This window comes from Clostridium homopropionicum DSM 5847 (assembly GCF_001263795.1).
Classification (GTDB): Bacteria; Bacillota; Clostridia; order Clostridiales; family Clostridiaceae; genus Clostridium_H; species Clostridium_H homopropionicum.
Genome location: NZ_LHUR01000013.1, coordinates 50,121 through 67,251 on the forward strand (window position 1 = coordinate 50,121; position 17,131 = coordinate 67,251).

12 protein-coding genes are annotated in these 17,131 nt (G+C 30.1%); 8 read left to right on the plus strand and 4 right to left on the minus strand.

Annotation, left to right across the window (positions count from 1 at the left end; genetic code table 11):
* Window positions 1-99: 99 nt before the first annotated feature.
* From CLHOM_RS05130 to CLHOM_RS05140, 3 genes are all read left to right on the plus strand, one after another.
* Window positions 100-1,242, plus strand: coding sequence for an acyl-CoA dehydrogenase family protein (locus CLHOM_RS05130; RefSeq protein ID WP_052220622.1), 1,143 nt, complete (start codon window positions 100-102; stop codon window positions 1,240-1,242).
* A 163-nt stretch (window positions 1,243-1,405) separates the two neighbouring features.
* Window positions 1,406-3,436, plus strand: coding sequence for a methyl-accepting chemotaxis protein (locus tag CLHOM_RS05135; RefSeq protein WP_052220623.1), 2,031 nt, complete (start codon window positions 1,406-1,408; stop codon window positions 3,434-3,436).
* Window positions 3,437-3,569: 133 nt separating this feature from the next.
* Window positions 3,570-4,793, plus strand: a complete 1,224-nt coding sequence (locus CLHOM_RS05140; protein ID WP_052220624.1) for a M16 family metallopeptidase — start codon at window positions 3,570-3,572, stop codon at window positions 4,791-4,793.
* On the opposite strand, the gene CLHOM_RS05145 is transcribed toward CLHOM_RS05140, so the two are convergent.
* From CLHOM_RS05145 to CLHOM_RS05155, 3 genes are all read right to left on the minus strand, one after another.
* Window positions 4,794-5,375 carry a flavin reductase family protein gene (locus CLHOM_RS05145; RefSeq protein ID WP_052220625.1) on the minus strand — a complete coding sequence of 194 codons (582 nt, stop codon included), beginning with the start codon at window positions 5,373-5,375 and terminating at the stop codon, window positions 4,794-4,796.
* Window positions 5,376-5,649: 274 nt separating this feature from the next.
* Window positions 5,650-7,488 (minus strand): asparagine synthase (glutamine-hydrolyzing), encoded by a 1,839-nt coding sequence (gene asnB, locus CLHOM_RS05150; protein ID WP_052220626.1) that lies wholly within the window; start codon window positions 7,486-7,488, stop codon window positions 5,650-5,652.
* A 379-nt stretch (window positions 7,489-7,867) separates the two neighbouring features.
* Window positions 7,868-8,686, minus strand: coding sequence for a TIM barrel protein (locus CLHOM_RS05155; protein ID WP_052220627.1), 819 nt, complete (start codon window positions 8,684-8,686; stop codon window positions 7,868-7,870).
* A 315-nt stretch (window positions 8,687-9,001) separates the two neighbouring features.
* On the opposite strand from CLHOM_RS05155, the gene CLHOM_RS05160 reads away from it, so the two are divergent.
* The 3 genes from CLHOM_RS05160 (at window position 9,002) to CLHOM_RS05170 (ending at window position 13,922) form a co-directional block, all read left to right on the plus strand.
* Window positions 9,002-10,249: an IS110 family RNA-guided transposase gene (locus tag CLHOM_RS05160; protein ID WP_052220628.1), complete on the plus strand. Its 1,248-nt coding sequence runs from the start codon at window positions 9,002-9,004 to the stop codon at window positions 10,247-10,249.
* 182 nt (window positions 10,250-10,431) lie between these two features.
* The gene (gene recJ, locus CLHOM_RS05165; protein WP_052220629.1) at window positions 10,432-12,201 is read left to right on the plus strand and encodes a single-stranded-DNA-specific exonuclease RecJ; all 1,770 of its coding nucleotides are present in this window, start codon (window positions 10,432-10,434) and stop codon (window positions 12,199-12,201) included.
* 128 nt (window positions 12,202-12,329) lie between these two features.
* The gene (locus CLHOM_RS05170; protein WP_052220630.1) at window positions 12,330-13,922 is read left to right on the plus strand and encodes a sensor histidine kinase; all 1,593 of its coding nucleotides are present in this window, start codon (window positions 12,330-12,332) and stop codon (window positions 13,920-13,922) included.
* Between the two features lie 53 nt (window positions 13,923-13,975).
* Here CLHOM_RS05170 and CLHOM_RS05175 read toward each other — a convergent pair whose 3' ends face one another.
* Window positions 13,976-14,170 (minus strand): alpha/beta-type small acid-soluble spore protein, encoded by a 195-nt coding sequence (locus tag CLHOM_RS05175; RefSeq protein WP_052220631.1) that lies wholly within the window; start codon window positions 14,168-14,170, stop codon window positions 13,976-13,978.
* 265 nt (window positions 14,171-14,435) lie between these two features.
* Here CLHOM_RS05175 and CLHOM_RS05180 point away from each other — a divergent pair, with 265 nt between their 5' ends.
* Both CLHOM_RS05180 and CLHOM_RS05185 read left to right on the plus strand, forming a co-directional pair.
* Window positions 14,436-15,506 (plus strand): undecaprenyldiphospho-muramoylpentapeptide beta-N-acetylglucosaminyltransferase, encoded by a 1,071-nt coding sequence (locus CLHOM_RS05180; RefSeq protein WP_175478659.1) that lies wholly within the window; start codon window positions 14,436-14,438, stop codon window positions 15,504-15,506.
* A 29-nt stretch (window positions 15,507-15,535) separates the two neighbouring features.
* Window positions 15,536-17,068 (plus strand): MBL fold metallo-hydrolase RNA specificity domain-containing protein, encoded by a 1,533-nt coding sequence (locus tag CLHOM_RS05185; protein ID WP_052220632.1) that lies wholly within the window; start codon window positions 15,536-15,538, stop codon window positions 17,066-17,068.
* The last annotated feature ends 63 nt before the right edge of the window (window positions 17,069-17,131 follow it).

Below are 17,131 nucleotides of genomic sequence, written 5' to 3' on the forward strand. Positions count from 1 at the left end.
ATGGGTTCCTTTAATGTTGGCAAGAGAAAAGAAAAACAATTTTAAATTCGTTCACAAAAATATATATATAAAATAATTTTAATTTAGGGGGAAATTTTTATGGATTTTATGTTATCAAATCAGTATCAAGTTATTCAAAACCAAGCGAGAGAATTTGCTCAAAAGGAATTATTACCAATTACAATTGATAATGATGAAAAAAGCGAATTTCCAATGGCACAATACAAAAAGCTTGGTGAAATGGGATTATTAGGTTTACCTTATGCTAAGGAATATGGCGGTACAGGTGCAGATTATCTTGCTTATGCCATAGCTGTTGAAGAAATATCAAAAGTTCATGCATCATTAGGTATTTCTTATTCAGTTACTACTTCATTATGTGCTGGATCTATCTATAATGGTGGAACAGAAGAACAAAAGAAAAAATATCTTCCTGATCTATTATCAGGTAAAAAATTAGGTTCTTTTGGTTTAACTGAACCAAATGCAGGTTCAGATGCAAGTAATGCTGAAACTGTTGCAGTTAAAGATGGAGATTCTTACATTTTAAATGGTTTAAAATGCTTTATTACAAATGCTCCTGTAGCAGATATTTTTGCAGTATATGCTATGACAGATAAGAGTAAAGGAGTAAAAGGACTTTCAGCTTTTGTAGTAGAAAAAGGAACTCCAGGATTTTCTATAGGTAAAATAGAGGATAAGTGTGGAATAAAGTCAGCACAAGTTGCAGAATTAGTATTTGAAAATTGCAGAATTCCTGCTGAAAACTTACTTGGCGGAGTAGAAGGAAAAGGATTTGCAACTGCAATGAAAACTCTTGACGGAGGAAGAATAGGTGTTGCAGCTCAAGGATTAGGAATAGCTAAAGGCGCTTATGATGTTGCAGTAGATTACATGAAAAAGAGAGTACAATTCGGAAAACCTCTATTTAAAAACCAGTATTTAGCATTTAAAATGGCAGAATTAGAAGTTCAAATAGAACAAGCTCAATATTTGTTATATAAAGCTGCTTTAGATAAGAGTGAAGGAAGACCATACTCAATTCCAGCAGCAAAAGCTAAACTTACATGTACTGATGCAGCAATGCATGTAACTGTTGAAGCAATTCAAATGCTTGGTGGTAATGGTTATATGAAGGAATATCATCTTGAAAGAATGATGAGAGATGCTAAGATAACTCAAATTTATGAAGGAACAAATGAAATACAAAAGCTAATAATTAGCGGAAATATTTTTAAATAAAATAGCTTATAACCAATCCTCACAATATATACTTTAAGATAAAGTCGGGTAAATATTTAAAATTTTACCTGACTTTATCTTTTCTACAAAAAATAACACAAAACAACTAAAAATGTGATATAATTATACATATAATTCATTAATATACCAAGGAGGGGGAAAAATGACAATAAAAAGGAAGTTGCCTATAATGATTTCAGCATTAGTTATTGTAGCTCTCATTATAACTAGTGGAATTGCTTTTTATTTTAATATGAATACGATTACTAACTTAAACGAAGAAAAATTGAGAACAATTAGTATTCAGGAAAAACAAATAATTACATCTTTAATAAATAGTGAGAAAAAGCATCTTGAATTACTTGCAAAAAGTAAGCAGGTAGTAGAAACTGCAAAATTAAGAGAAAAATATCCAGGTAATGAGTTTTTTGCATTAACCAACCCAGAAATACTTCAAGCAAGTGATTTATTGAAAAAGGAATTTGAAAAAGTAGAGCTTCACGAACACTTTTTCTTAAGTGATACTAAGGGAATAAGCATTTCAGATAGTAACCCTAAAACTTTAAAAGTACTTAATATAAGTAGCAGAGAATACTTTCAAAAAGCTTTAAAGGGTGAATTCAATATTAGTAACACCTTAGTTTCAAAGGTAGATGGAAGAATAGTAGTTGTATTTGCAGCTCCAGTGAAAGATGAAAATAATAGAGTTATAAGTGTTATTTCAAACTCAATATATATAGATTTTTTTAGTAAGTACTTAAAAGAAATGACCATAGGCCAAACTGGATACATGTACCTAGTAGATTCTGTAGGAACTGTATTATCTCATCCAAATACTGCATTGATAGCAAAACCTGCAGATAATTCTATAATTAAAGAGGTAGTTGAAAAAATAAAAACTGGTGAAGAAGTTAAGCCAGAAGTTAAAGAATATGAAAGTAGTGATGGAGTTAAACGAATCCAAGCTTATGAAGTAATTCCAGGTGTTAATTGGATATTAGGATCGACTACTACTGTAAGTGAAATGCAAAGCGAAGCAAATGCCATGTTAAAGACAATTTGCATAGTAATTTTCATAGCAATATTAGCTTCAATTGCATTAGGTATAATTATTTCAAGAAAAATAACAATACCTATTGGGAAGTTAGCAGTACTTATGGGAAAAGCTGCTGAAGGAGACTTAACAGTAAAATGTAAAGTAGAATCAAAGGACGAGATAGGAGATTTAGGCACTAGTTTTAATAGTATGACAGAAAAGATACGTGAGCTTACTAATAAAATAAATGATTCTATTAGTGTAGTTTCTTCAACAGTGGAAACATTGACAAATTCTACAGAAAGTACATCTTTATCTATTGATGAAGTGGCTAAAACAGTACAACAAATTGCTGAAGGCTCATCTAGTCAATCAGAAAGTATACAAGAGGTAGTAGAAAAACTATCTAAGGTTGGTAATGAAATTGAAAATCTAGATAACTACTCAGGTGAAATGAAAAATAATACTGAAGCAATATTAAAGGTAAATGAAAGTTCTAAAGATATTGTTAAGCTGCTTTTAGAGAAAACTGATGAAAATCATAAGGCAGTAGAGAAGGTTTCAGAAATAATGGACGAGCTTAAAAACAGCTCATCAAATATTGGTGCTATTATTGAAGCTATAAGCAATATTGCCGATCAAACAAATTTACTTGCTTTAAATGCTGCAATTGAAGCTGCTAGAGCTGGTGATGCTGGAAAAGGCTTTGCTGTTGTAGCGGAGGAAGTAAGAAAGCTTGCAGAGGAATCATCAGAATCAGCAAATCAAATTGGAAATATAATTACTGACATTCAGAATAAAACTAATGATGCTGTAGGTATTGTTTCACAGGTTAAGAATGCTGTAGAAGAGCAAAATAATGTTGTAAATAAAACTGAAGAGACCTTTAAAGAAATATCAAGAAATATTGATAATATAGCTGAGAAGGTTGAACATATGAATAAATCTATTAAAAATATGAATAAGGATAAAGAAGAAGTTATAGAAGATATGCATAGCGTTTCGGCAGTTTCAGAAGAAACAGCAGCTTCTTCTGAAGAGGTTTCTGCATCAACAGAGGAGCAATCTGCAGCAATGGAAGAGCTATCAGGATTTGTTTCAAAATTAAACTCTATGGTTGAAGAATTATCACAAGCAGTAAAAATATTTAAACTATAATACTCTTAAAAGAGAATATAAAATAAATAAAATACGAAGTAAGTAAAACTGCTTCGTATTTTATTTTTAAAGTTATATAATTTTTTTTATAAATTATATATAATTAATTTATAAATTTAAAGGGAGACTAACTATGATAAAACATATTCTAAAAAATGGAATAAAACTAAATTATATAAAAAAAGAAGGAAAATTAACTTCCTTTTGTATAGGTTTTAATGCTGGGGCTATTATGGAGAAAAAGTATGAAACAGGTCTTGCGCATGTAGTAGAGCATATGCTATTTAAAGGTACTAAAAAAAGAAGTGAAAAAGAAATAAATGAAGCTTGTGATGAAGTTTTTGGGTTTCATAATGCAATGACGAATTATCCATATGTAATATATTATGGAACAACATTAAGTGATGAATTTAAAAAGGGCTTTGAAATTTATTCAGATATATTATTAAATCCTACATTCCCTCTAGAAGGCTACAAGGAAGAAATCAATATAATTTTAGAAGAATTAAAAGAATGGAAGGATGACCCATACCAGGAATGCGAAGATGAGTTGTTTTTTAATACCTTCAAACAAAGAAGAATAAAGGATTTAATTATAGGAAGTAAAGAAAGCATAAATAAAATTACAATAGAGCAAATATCTGATTTTTATAAAAAACATTATGTACCATCAAATTGTGTAATTAGTGTTGTTTCTTCATTAGATTTTAAAGAAGTATTAGATCAGGTTGAACTTTTGTGGGGAAATTGGCATGAAGAATATAGTTTTATAGAAAATGATTTATATGAAAATAATAATGAAGGAATTTATTATAAAAACAGAAAAGATTTAAAAAGTGCCAAAATACAGTATTGCTACACAATTGATTCATTAAATCAGTATGAAATGAAAATATTAAAAATCTTTAACGAGAGGTTTGGTAATGGAACAAGCAGCATACTATATGATGAAGTAAGAACGAAAAATGGATTAGCATATGAAATAGAAAGCAATATAAAAGAAGAAAAAGGAATTAAACTTTTTACAATTAAAGTTGGGACCTCTGTTGAAAATATTGATAAAGTTATTGATCTAATTAATAATAATATTAATTTTATATTAAATAATAAAGTAATCTTTAATGAGTCAGATATTAGAAAAATAGTAAAGTCAATAAACCTAAAGAAAGAGTTGAGTCTAGAAAAATCCATTGAATTATGCAAGAAACTTACTACTTATGAACTTATGTTTAATTCGACAGAAGATTTGTTTAATGAATTTCCAGAAGAGTTTATAGCTTCTATAGATGAGAACAAGATAATAAAAGTAGTAGAAAAAGTATTAAGAAGTCCCAGTATTCAAATACTGAGACCTTAATTACCTTTTCTTTTTCTTTTTTTTGCTTACAGAAAAACCAAAGGAGCCTAAAGAGTTTTTTGAAAGTCCAAAATATTCACCATGAGAATAACAGATTAGGTTAGCTTTTTCGTAGTGTATTTTGCCATTAATATCAATTAAGTCTTCTTCCACGTGAACACATAAAACCTCTGCCAAAAATAAGTCGTGAGAACCTAAAGGTATTATGTCTTTTACCCTGCATTCAAGAGAAATAGGACAATTATCTAAATAAGGTACAGATACATTTTTACTTTCGCCTAATTCAAAAGAGAGTTCTTTAATTTTGTCAACGGTTCTTCCTGATTTAACTCCACAAAAATCTACAGCCTTCACTAAAGCTTTTGAAGGTAAATTTACTACGAATTCTCCAGTTTCTTTTATGTAATCATAGGATAAACGCTCAGGTCTAATAGCTATTGTTATCATTGGAGGTCTAGTACAAGCTGTTCCTATCCAGCCTACAGTAAACACATTCACTTTTGCCTCTTTGTTTTTTGAGGTTATAAGCACTGCTGGTACAGGGTTAAGCATAGCACTACCTTTATAAGTTTTCTTAGTCATTATTTATATCTCCTAAATTAATATTTTATATTCCTACATTTCTAACACATTTTATATAATATCATAAGAAAATAATTATAGATAGCTATCGATTATAAGTGCATGCATTTAGAAAGTAAAAGTTTAATAATAAGCTATATTTTGTAGATGAAGAAGCAATTAGTTTGCATAGACCTAAACCTTGTGAAGGGAAAGATCATCTTTTAGGATAATTAAAATAAATTTTCTCATAAAAAAGATACCCAGAGAAGAGTTCATTTCTCTGGGTATCTTTTTAAGCAATTTTTACCTTGTACATATTCATCCATATATTTATTTGAATTAGATATGCCATAAGTTGAGGACCTTTCATTAACTGACCGAACCAGTATCCATCAAAGGATTCTCCTTTAGTTTCAATAAGTTTTTTTATAACATTATAATCAATTAATTGTAATATTGGTGATGTTTTATCCTCAATAATATTATTTAGCCAGGTTGCAACTAGCTTTGTATAATCAGGATTGAAGGTCTTTGGGTATGGGCTTTTTTTCCTCCAAAGTACATCTTCAGGAAGTATGCCTTCCATTGCTTTTCTAAGAAGTCCTTTTTCTCTATTGTTATAAAATTTCATTTCCATTGGAATGTTATAAGCATATTCTACTATTCTATAGTCTGCAAAAGGAACTCTAACTTCTAAGCTGTTAAACATGCTCATTCTATCTTTTCTTGTTAGTAAAGTAACCATAAACCATTTTAAATTTAAATAGAAAATTTCACGCATTCTGCTTTGAGCCTTACTTTCACCATAAAGCTTAGGAGCTTTACTTATTGCTTCCTTATATCTACTCTGGATATAAGCTTCTATATCCACATTTTCAAATTCCTTTGATAAAATTGACTTTCTAGCCTTTATAGATTGAGACCAAGGAAAGGTTTCAGAATTAATAAGTTCAGGAATTCTGAACCAAGGGTATCCTCCAAACAGCTCGTCTGCACATTCACCAGAAAGAGCTACAGTATTCTTTTTTCGAACCTCTTTGCAGAAAAGATATAAAGAGGAGTCTATATCAGCCATGCCAGGCATATCGTTTGCTATGACAGAATCCATTAGCGTTTCAGTAAGTTCGGGAGTATCTATTATTACTTTTGTATGCTTGCTGTTTATATATTTACTCATTCTATCAATCCAAGGATCATCAGCATCGGGCTGGAAAGCATTTGAATTAAAATAAATATTATTATCCTTATAATCTATAGAGTAGGTATTTAATATTTTACCCTTTACTTTATAATCTGAAGCAACAATTGAAGAAATAATACTTGAGTCCAATCCTCCTGATAAAAATGTACAAAGAGGAACATCGGAAATAAGTTGACGTTTAATAGCATCTGTTAATAAAGATTTAAGGTGCTCTGCAGTAGAGGATATATCTTCTTTATGCTCCTTACAAGTTAAATTCCAATACTCCTTAATTCGTAAACCATCTTTTGAAAAGATAAGGTAGTTTGCAGGAGGTAATGAAAAAACATTCTTGAATATTCCACTATCTAGCGTATGAGCAGGACCAAGTCCAAATATTTCGCATATTCCTTCTTCATCAATAGTAGGTGTAACTAGAGGGTGGGCAAGCAAGGTTTTTAACTCAGAACCAAAAATAAAATTATCTGATTTAATAGTGTAATATAATGGTTTTACTCCTAATGGATCTCTGCATAAAAATAACTTAAAGTTATTTTCATCCCATATTCCAAAGGAGAAAATACCATTTAATTTATTAACACAGTCTGTTCCCCAAGCAATGTAAGAGGTAAGTAAAACTTCTGTATCAGAATAAGATTTAAAATTAAAGCCTAAAGAAATAAGCTCTTTTCTTATATCTTCAGTATTATACAATTCGCCATTATACACAATTATATATTTGTTGCCTTCATGAAACCTAATCATTGGTTGTACTCCTCCAACTGGGTCTACTACCACAAGTCTTCTATGTCCTAGTAGGGCATTAGGAGATAAATAATAACCGGAGGAATCAGGTCCTCTTTTTTCTAATGTTTTCGTCATATCATCAATAATATATCTTTTGTCAATTAAGTTTTCTTTATAGTTTATTACACCTGCGATTCCACACATAGTACCAGCTCCTAAAAATCATATTGTTAAATTTATAATCCATATATTTTATGAATTAAAGCTGCTTAATGTGTTTTATTTAGATTTAGTTATTTATTTTATATGCATAATTTTACTCCCTTCCCTCTATAACACTATGTTAAATTCTGTAGGCAGATAATATAATTTAATTATTGATAAGTCAAAATAGAGATGGAGGTAATCTAATTGGACAACAAGGAATTGGAATTGCTAGAAAAAATTTTGAGAGAACTTCAGGATATTAGGGTTATTGTAGAAGAAAATCTAGAGTGTGAAAAGGTGGAAATTAAGGAGTAAAAGCTTAGGTACATAATTTAAAAAATATAAGGACAAGTATTGATTACTTGCCCTTATATTTTTATATTGAGTCATAATAGGATTTAAGTAACAAAGCATCATTTTCAAGAATTGGACTTTCACAAATAATGCATCCTTTAATATCAAACTTTGAGAAGGCTTTAATACATGCCTTATAATTAAAATCACTTTCTTCAAAGGGAAGATGATTTTTCTCACCTTTTAAACCGTAATTAATCCCCGACATATGTATATGCATATCCTTCAAAGCATCTTCTCCAAGTTCGGTTCCTATATAATCCAATATTTTTGCAAAATCATCATAATTTTTTAACGAACCATTGTATCTTGCATGGAGGTGAGAAAAATCAATGCATGGCTTACAGGTTGGGACTAGTTTGCATAACTGAACAATCTCCTCTAAAGAACCAAATTGGGTTTCTTTACCTGTAGTTTCTAACCTATAATCCACTCCTAAGTCAGGAAGTTTCAACAAGTTTTCCTTAATAGTATTAAAAGTTTCTTCTTTTGAATCATTAAGATAATAACCTGGATGAAACACGAGACTTTTTCCATTAACCTTTAATAAAGCTTCTGCTCCTTTTATTATTCTTTCAATAGATTTTTCTATCTTTTCATCATCTTCAGCATTAAGGTTTATAAAATATGAACCATGAGCTGAAAGATAAAAATTATTATTAATTTTAGAATTCAATACTTCTTCTTTATTTTTATCAGTAATATTTACTGATCTAACAAATGGAAGTTCCATGGCATCCAGTCCAATGTTGTTTAGATAATCAATACCTGTTTTATAATTAAATTTTGCATTTTCCTTTCCAATAGGCAATCCGGAGATTCCGAATAGCAATTTATCCATATATATTCCCATTCCTTTCGCTTCGCTCAAGGCACAAAACGTAATGAAAAGTATTGGCTTCAAGCGAAAATTCTTTTATTCTTAGTCATAGGGAAACCGGTAAACTACAAATCACGGGGAGGTGAGTGGGTTGTCTGACTTGTCAGATGACCGAATATATATATGTGTAGACCGCCTTTTCAAGCACAAATAAGTGTACCTTTGAGTACGTAACCTTATCTTTGTTTAAACAATCTCGTTTAAATGCTAGGCTGTCAGTCAATGCCGTTTCTCCCTATAATTCTTATGAACTTTTCAGTTCAGAAAGGAGTCCCTATGGCTTTAAAAATAGTGTATAAAATCTGTTGTGGAATCGATGTCCACAAAACTTTCGTTGTTGCCTGCATCGCTTCCACCAACAAACAAGGTGTTACAACCTACAAGAGCCACCGCTTTTCTACCTACACCAAAGGCCTGAAAGAGCTGTTACAATGGCTTCTTGATTATAATTGTATGGATGTCTGTATGGAATCTACCGGTAAATACTGGATTCCTGTGTACAACGTCTTGGAAAAGAGCTGTTCTATTGTACTTGCACATCCTAAGTATGTTAAGGCTATCCGTGGTAAAAAAACTGACAAGAAAGATGCGAAATGGATTGCTGATCTGTTTAAGGATGATCTTGTTGCCGGTAGCTTTATGCCCCCTGCTGATATACGTCAGCTGCGTGACCTTATGCGCTATCGTTACAAACTAACCTGCTTTATGTCCAGTGAGAAGAACCGTCTCCAAAACTGTCTCACGGTTTCTAACATTCAGTTAGCAAGCGTTGTCTCAGACACTCTTGGTAAAAGTTCTAAAAGAATTCTGGATAAGATACTTAAAAATCCTCTTGATACTTCTTTTGATTTGGAACCTTTAATTCATGGCTCTATGAAGAACAAAATTTCAGAATTAGAGCTCGCCATTGATGGTTATATTACACCAGAACAGGCTGGTAAATTAAAGATTATCAAAAGACATTTTGAAGATTTGGAATCCCGGAAAGCAGAGCTAGAAAAACTGATTCTTGCGCTCGCCAGTCCCTATCAGCAAGAACTCGACCTAATCCTAACCGCACCATCGTTTAGTAATCCTTTCTCTGCAATAACTGTCATTTCAGAGATTGGTGTCAACATGGAGGCTTTTCCTTCGGCGAAACACTTATGCTCATGGGCAGGTCTTACACCTACCAACAATGAAAGTGCGGGAAAGAAAAAATCTGTCCGGGTTTCCAAAGCCGGATGCTATATCAAACCATTTTTAGTCCAATGCGCTAATTCTGTGGTAAAAAGTGAAAAGCATCCTGAAATCCGCAACCGCTATCTTCGTTTAAGAAAACGTCGCGGTCACAAGAAAGCAATCATTGCAATAGCGAGAATGCTTCTAACAGCATTATACAACATGTTGAAGAATAATGAACCCTATAACGCTGAACTTTATCGGAAATCTGACGTTCTTCCTGTTGACCGTGAGATTACTGTAGAACAGGCTATATTAATGGCAAAATTCCAGGGTTATAAAATCAAGTCAGCTACTGAATAACATTAATTTTGTCTACATATTTAATTTTTTGAAGCCACCGCAAGATGGCTTGTTTGCTATACCTTTAAGTCGATGGCTACCAGCTACTATTCTTTTTCAACCTTAACACCTCCAGTAAAGATTATATCACAAATTAATTATTTGGTATGGTATAATATCAATTGAGAAGGTGATAGAGTAATATGGAAAATCAGTGGCGACTTAGAGTTACTAAATGCGATATTGATACTTTAGCAAGAGAAGCTAAAATAAATAAAATAACAGCAAAGGTACTGGCAAACAGAAATATTAAGGAAGTAAATGAAGTTAAAAAGTTTATGAATCCTTCATTAAATGATTTGCATGACCCATTTTTGATGAAGGATATGGATAAAGGAACGGATATTATCATAGATGCCTTAGAAGAAGGTAAAAAGATTTTGGTTTACGGAGATTATGATGCAGATGGTGTAACTAGCACCACAATTTTATACAAAGGTTTATTAAGTTTAAATTCAGATGCAGATATTCAATATTATATACCAGATAGGGAAGCAGAAGGTTATGGTATGAGTGTTGAAAGGATTAAAATACTTAAAGAGCAGGGAGTAGAGGTAATTTTAACTTGTGATAATGGTATTAGTGCTATTGAAGAGGTAAAACTAGCGAAAGAATTAGGAATGGTGGTAATAATTACAGATCACCATGAGCTACCTTTTATTGAAAAAGAGGAAAGGGAGTATATTATACCTTCTGCAGATGCAGTTATAAATCCTAAGAGAACTGATTGCGAATATCCATTTAAAATGTTATGTGGTGCGGGAATAGCCTTTAAGTTTATCCAAGCACTTTATATAAAACTTGGCATTGATGAAAAAGAAGCATTTTCATTAATTGAAATTGCTGGAATTGGGACTATTTGTGATGTAGTGGATTTAATAGGTGAAAATAGAATTATAGTAAAAAATTCTTTGAAGATGATAAGTAAGACGAATAATATAGGTTTAAAGGCACTAATAAATATGTTAGGCATTAAGGATAAAGAAATAAAATCGCATAATGTTGGTTTCATGATAGGACCCTGTATAAATGCTACTGGAAGACTAGAAACTGCCTCCTTATCAGTTCAGCTTTTAGTAGCAGAAGATGAGGATAAAGCACGAAACTTAGCTGAGACATTGGTAGAATTAAATAAAAAAAGGCAGGCAATGACTATTCAGACAGTAGATAAAATAGTTAAATATATAGAAAGCTCAAATCTAAACAATGATAAAGTGTTAGTTGTATATGACAAAGATGTTCATGAGAGTATTGCAGGGATAGTTGCGGGGAAGATTAGAGAAAAATATAATATTCCTACAATAATTTTGACAAAAGGTAAAGAAATGCCTAAGGGTTCAGGAAGATCTATTGAAGGGTATAATTTATTCGAGGAATTACTTAAATGCAGAGATTTGCTAGATAAATTCGGAGGGCATCCTATGGCAGCTGGACTTTCTATAAAAGAAGAAAAAATAGAGTTGTTAAGGGAGAGATTAAACATTAATTGTCCACTGACAGATAATGATATTATACCAAAAATAAAAATAGATAATAGAATACCGCTAACAGCAATTAATGATGAACTAATAAAAGAACTAGAAGCTTTAGAACCCTTTGGTAAAGGCAACTCAGCCCCTCTATTTGCAGAAAAAAATATATTAATTTCAGACATTAAAATTCTTGGAAAAAATCAAAATACTTTAAAACTAACTTGTATTACAAAAAACAATAGAAAGATTGATGCAGTAGGCTTTAATAAGGTTGAAGACTTAAAGTATATTTTAATGAAAAAATACAAGAATGATTATGAAAAAATTATATCTTACCCTTTCGGATTAAAACTCGATTTAATATTTTATCCAACTATTAATGAATTTAATGGTATCAAAAATAAGCAACTGACAATTAAAGACTTTAGAATTTCAGAATAGAAATCTTCGCCTTTATGTGAAGATTTTTTTTATTACTTTTTGGAAAAGGAAGGAAATTTGTTTTTTTTATAGAATTAAATTAATATATAGTAATTATAAAACTTGAGTTAAGTAGAGAGGAAATTAAGATGTATAAACTATACGATAATCTTCCTGTTAGTATCATAATAATAAATAGTAAAGAACTCTGCATAGAATATGTAAATGATGAATTTGTTAATACTTTCAAGTTAAGCAAAAATATTATAGGAAACATTTTTAAGAGTATTGATTCATTTAGTAAAGTGAATAGATATATTGAGTGTTCAATAAAGGAAAAATCTAATAAAAAATTCTGTAAAATAAATTTATTGGATAACAGATACTTTGACTTTTATATTAATTTTAAGGATGATAATTTAGTTGTATTGATTTATGAAGTAACTGACTATGCAAAAAAAGAAATAAAGGTAAAAAGTGAGCAAGAAAAGATATTAGGTGTTTGGTCAGAAATGAAAACCAAATGTGAAATTATTCAACAAATAAGAACTAAAGAAAAAGAATCCTTATTGCATCTTAAAAATGTAGTAAATAATATATCAGAGGGGTTAGTTGTATTAGATAGATTTGGAGAATTTGATTTTTGCAATGAAATGGCTTTAAGCGTAATGGAATTAAATTTAAAGCAGATGTATGAATATAGAGAGATTTTAAAGAATAGACTAAAGATTATTGATACTAATGATGATATTACTGCAGATTCAAAGCAATTAATAAGAAATTACATGGAAAAACATGAGTCTATAGATAATTTGATTCTTGAGTATAAAGTTAGAGCTGATAAAATAAAGTATATATTATTAAATTGTAATCCAATAATAAATAGACAGGGTAATATAGTTAATACTATAGTAACTATAAAAGATGTAACTAAAGAAATAATTCATAATATGGAAATTAAAGAAATAGTGAGAATGAAAGATGATTTTTTTAATTCAATTTCTCATGAACTTAGAACTCCTCTCACTATAATTTATGCATCGCTTCAACTGGCTAACGATGTGTATAGTGATGAAATAACCTATAATATGCAAAAGATTTTAACTAGAATAAATCAAAATTGTCGAATTCTATTAAAAACTATTAATAATATTCTTGATATTTCTAAGTCAGATGCAGGTTTTCTTGAAGCTAACTATTCACCCTTTGATATTGTAAGTTATACAGAAAATCTAGTTTCTTCTGTAAATTTTTATGCTAAGAGTAAAGACATAGATCTAATTTTTGATACATCAGAGGAAGAATGTGTCGTACTTTTAGATAAGGATAAATACGAAAAAATAATATTAAACTTAATATCTAACGCTATAAAATTTACACCGGAAAATAAGAGTATCTTTGTTGATATAAATATTGGAAAAGATAATTTTAAAATTAAAGTTAAAGATGAAGGTGTAGGAATACCTAAAGATAAATTTAATAAAATATTTGATAAATTTATTCAAATTAATAATTCATTTTCTAAAAAATCAGAGGGTACCGGTCTTGGTTTAGCCTTAGTAAAAAGATTTGTTGATCTTATGAATGGTTCTATAGAAGTTTTTAGTGAAGAAGGGAAAGGAACAGAATTTATTATTAAGTTCCAAAGAAAATCAATTGATGAAGGTGATTTTGAAAGTATCAGTACAATTGATGTAAATTCAAATAATAGAGTTATTATTGAATTTTCAGAATTCAGTTAAAAAAGGAAAGATAGATTCTATCTTTCCTTTTTCAGGTTTTATTGAACTAAATTTTATAAGTTTGTTCTTTCGTATTGTTCAACCATTTTTTTAACCATTTGACCGCCGATTGATCCAGCCTGTCTTGAAGTTAAATCTCCATTATATCCTTGCTTTAGGTTTACACCTACTTCGTTAGCAGCTTCCATTTTAAATTTGTTTAATCCTTCTCTTGCTTCTGGTACTAAAGCTTTATTACTTCTTGCCATTGAAATCAACCTCCTAATTTTTTTTATATTGTGTTTTTGTGTTACATTAGTATCTTAACCTTTTTTCGGATTAATATTTTAGTATCTTACAGGTACAAGTTGAAGTTTGTACTTCTCTTAGAAAATTGGACATTAACTGTCATTTTTTATGTATTATTTTATATAATTATAATTGACAATAGACAATCAATCATAGAAAATTAGTATTAACTAATGCAGCAAATTTAAACGTCAATAATATTCATAAGGCTTGGGAGATGATTTTTTGAGAAATTTAAAAATAATTATGACTGGTGGAGGTTCAGCAGGACACGTGACACCTAATTTAGCTTTAATTCCTGGATTAAAACGCCTTGGATATGAAGTTGAATATATTGGTACAGAAAATGGAATAGAAAAAAAGATAATTTGTGATGAAAATATAAAATACAACATTATTTCCAGTGGAAAGTTAAGAAGATACTTCGATTTAAAGAATTTTTCAGATCCTTTTAAAGTATTAAAAGGAGTATTTGAAGCATTAAAAATTATAAGGAAAGAAAAACCTAACATTGTATTTTCAAAGGGCGGATTTGTCTCAGTTCCAGTAGTTATCGGAGCCTATTTAAATAGAGTTCCGGTTATCATCCATGAATCTGATATTACACCTGGTCTTGCAAATAAAATATCTATACCCTTTGCTACTAAGGTATGTGTCACTTTCCCAGAATCATTAAAGCATATTAAAGGGAATAAAGCTATCCTTACGGGGACTCCAATTAGAGAAGAACTTTTTAAAGGCAGCAAAATAAAAGGCAAATTAATTTGTGCATTTGAAGAAGAAAAACCTATACTTATGATAATCGGGGGCAGCCTAGGATCTAAAATTATAAATGATACTGTAAGAGAAATGCTTGATAAGTTGCTCATAAAATATAATATTATCCATATTTGTGGTAAAGGAAATATAGCTAATAATTTATTGGAGATTAAAAGATATAAGCAGTTCGAGTATGTAAAGGATGAATTGACACATTTAATGGCTGCTGCAGATATTTTTATTTCAAGAGCAGGTGCAAATGTGATTTTTGAGCTTTTAGCCCTAAAAAAACCAAGCGTTCTGATTCCTTTATCAGCAAAAGCAAGTAGAGGTGACCAAATCTTAAATGCAGAGTCCTTCAGAAAAAGTGGATTTAGTGAAGTAATTCAAGAAGAGGAATTAAATCCAAATGTTTTATATAATAAATTAAATTATGTTTTTGAAAATAAAAGTCTTTTCATGGAAAAGATAAATAAAAGTTCTAGTAATAATGGGGTAGAAAATGTATTGAAAGTAATACAAGATTGTACAAAATAATGAAAAAACTATAAGAGAGGGGCAGTATTATGAAAATAGAATTTTATGGCGCAACAAAGTGTGTTACGGGTTCTTGCCATATTTTAGAAGTGAAAGACAAGAGGATTCTATTAGATTGTGGAATGTTCCAAGGAAGAGATGAAAAGGAAAAAGGGAATGATTTCTTCCCTTTTTCACCTAAAGACATAGATTATGTAATTCTTTCTCATGCTCATATTGATCATAGCGGAAGGATACCTTTATTATACAAGAAGGGTTTTAAGGGAGAAGTTATTTGTACAAAGGCTACAAAGGAATTGTGTAAGATAATGCTGCCAGACAGTGGGTACATACAAGAAAATGAAGCGGAATGGAAAAATAGAAAACGAATTAGGCAGGGATTAGACTTAATTGAACCTTTATATACAGCTAAAACAGCAGAACTATCATTGTATCTATTTAATGGATATAACTATAATACTGCTATTGAGGTTTTTGATGGCTTTAAAATTATTTTTAAAGATGCAGGACATTTATTAGGTTCAGCTATAGTGGAAATGTACGTTAAGGAAGATAATAAAGATGAAGTAAAGCTTGTATTTACAGGAGATTTAGGGAACCTAAACAAACCAATAATTAATGATCCAACTTTAATAAGTAATGCCGATTATGTTATTATGGAAACCACATATGGAGATAGGTTACACGGGGAGGTAGATTGGTCTCTAAGAGAACTATTTAATATTATTAAAGATACTTTTAATAGAGGAGGTAATGTTTTAATCCCTTCCTTCTCAGTTGGAAGAACGCAAGAATTACTTTATGCTTTAAGTAAGTTCGTAGAAGATAAGGAATTAAATGATATTACAATTTTTGTTGATAGTCCTCTTTCTACTAATGCTACAAAGATATATGAAAATTGTAGTGAGTATTATGATGATGAAATGAAAAGTTTAGTAGAAAAAGGGTTTGATCCATTAAATTTTAAAGGAGTAATTTTTACTGATACTCCTCAAGATTCAATGAGTATCAATAAATTTAAAGGAAGTGCAATAATCATATCTGCTAGTGGAATGTGTGAAGCAGGAAGAATAAAGCATCATTTAAAGCATAATTTATGGAGGAAAGAGTGTTCAGTAGTATTTAGCGGATATCAAGCTGAAGGTACTTTAGGTAGAGCAATATTAGATGGAAGTAAAAAAGTAAAATTATTTGGCGAAGAAATAGTAGTAAATGCTAAGATATATAGTTTAGATGGATTATCTGGTCATGCAGATAGAGATGGGCTTATTAATTGGATTGATAATTTTAAGGTTAAGCCAAAAGAAATTTTCTTAGTTCATGGAGATGAAAAAGCAATAAATAATTTTAAAGAAATATTAATATCAAAAGAATATAATGCAAAAATAGTAGAGCAAGGAGAAAGTATCTATATAAACGAACCAGTAAACATAAATAAACAAAATGTAAAATATAGAATAATAAACATGTTGAATTCAATAAATAATATTGAGAGCTTAAGTAAGGAGGATTTATTAAAAGAAATTGAAAAAGTAATAGATAGTGAGGAATATAAAAAATAAAAAAAGTATAATAAAAATCTCTAATGTGCAAAAGATATATTTTGAAAAATATATTTTAGAGAG

Bases quoted from the DNA above. Each gene is read 5' to 3' on its own strand.
- CLHOM_RS05130 (WP_052220622.1), top strand. From the start codon at position 100: ATGGATTTTATGTTATCAAATCAGTATCAAGTTATTCAAAACCAAGCG.
- CLHOM_RS05135 (WP_052220623.1), top strand. From the start codon at position 1,406: ATGACAATAAAAAGGAAGTTGCCTATAATGATTTCAGCATTAGTTATT.
- CLHOM_RS05140 (WP_052220624.1), top strand. From the start codon at position 3,570: ATGATAAAACATATTCTAAAAAATGGAATAAAACTAAATTATATAAAA.
- CLHOM_RS05145 (WP_052220625.1), bottom strand. From the start codon at position 5,375: ATGACTAAGAAAACTTATAAAGGTAGTGCTATGCTTAACCCTGTACCA.
- asnB (WP_052220626.1), bottom strand. From the start codon at position 7,488: ATGTGTGGAATCGCAGGTGTAATAAACTATAAAGAAAACTTAATTGAC.
- CLHOM_RS05155 (WP_052220627.1), bottom strand. From the start codon at position 8,686: ATGGATAAATTGCTATTCGGAATCTCCGGATTGCCTATTGGAAAGGAA.
- CLHOM_RS05160 (WP_052220628.1), top strand. From the start codon at position 9,002: ATGGCTTTAAAAATAGTGTATAAAATCTGTTGTGGAATCGATGTCCAC.
- recJ (WP_052220629.1), top strand. From the start codon at position 10,432: ATGGAAAATCAGTGGCGACTTAGAGTTACTAAATGCGATATTGATACT.
- CLHOM_RS05170 (WP_052220630.1), top strand. From the start codon at position 12,330: ATGTATAAACTATACGATAATCTTCCTGTTAGTATCATAATAATAAAT.
- CLHOM_RS05175 (WP_052220631.1), bottom strand. From the start codon at position 14,170: ATGGCAAGAAGTAATAAAGCTTTAGTACCAGAAGCAAGAGAAGGATTA.
- CLHOM_RS05185 (WP_052220632.1), top strand. From the start codon at position 15,536: ATGAAAATAGAATTTTATGGCGCAACAAAGTGTGTTACGGGTTCTTGC.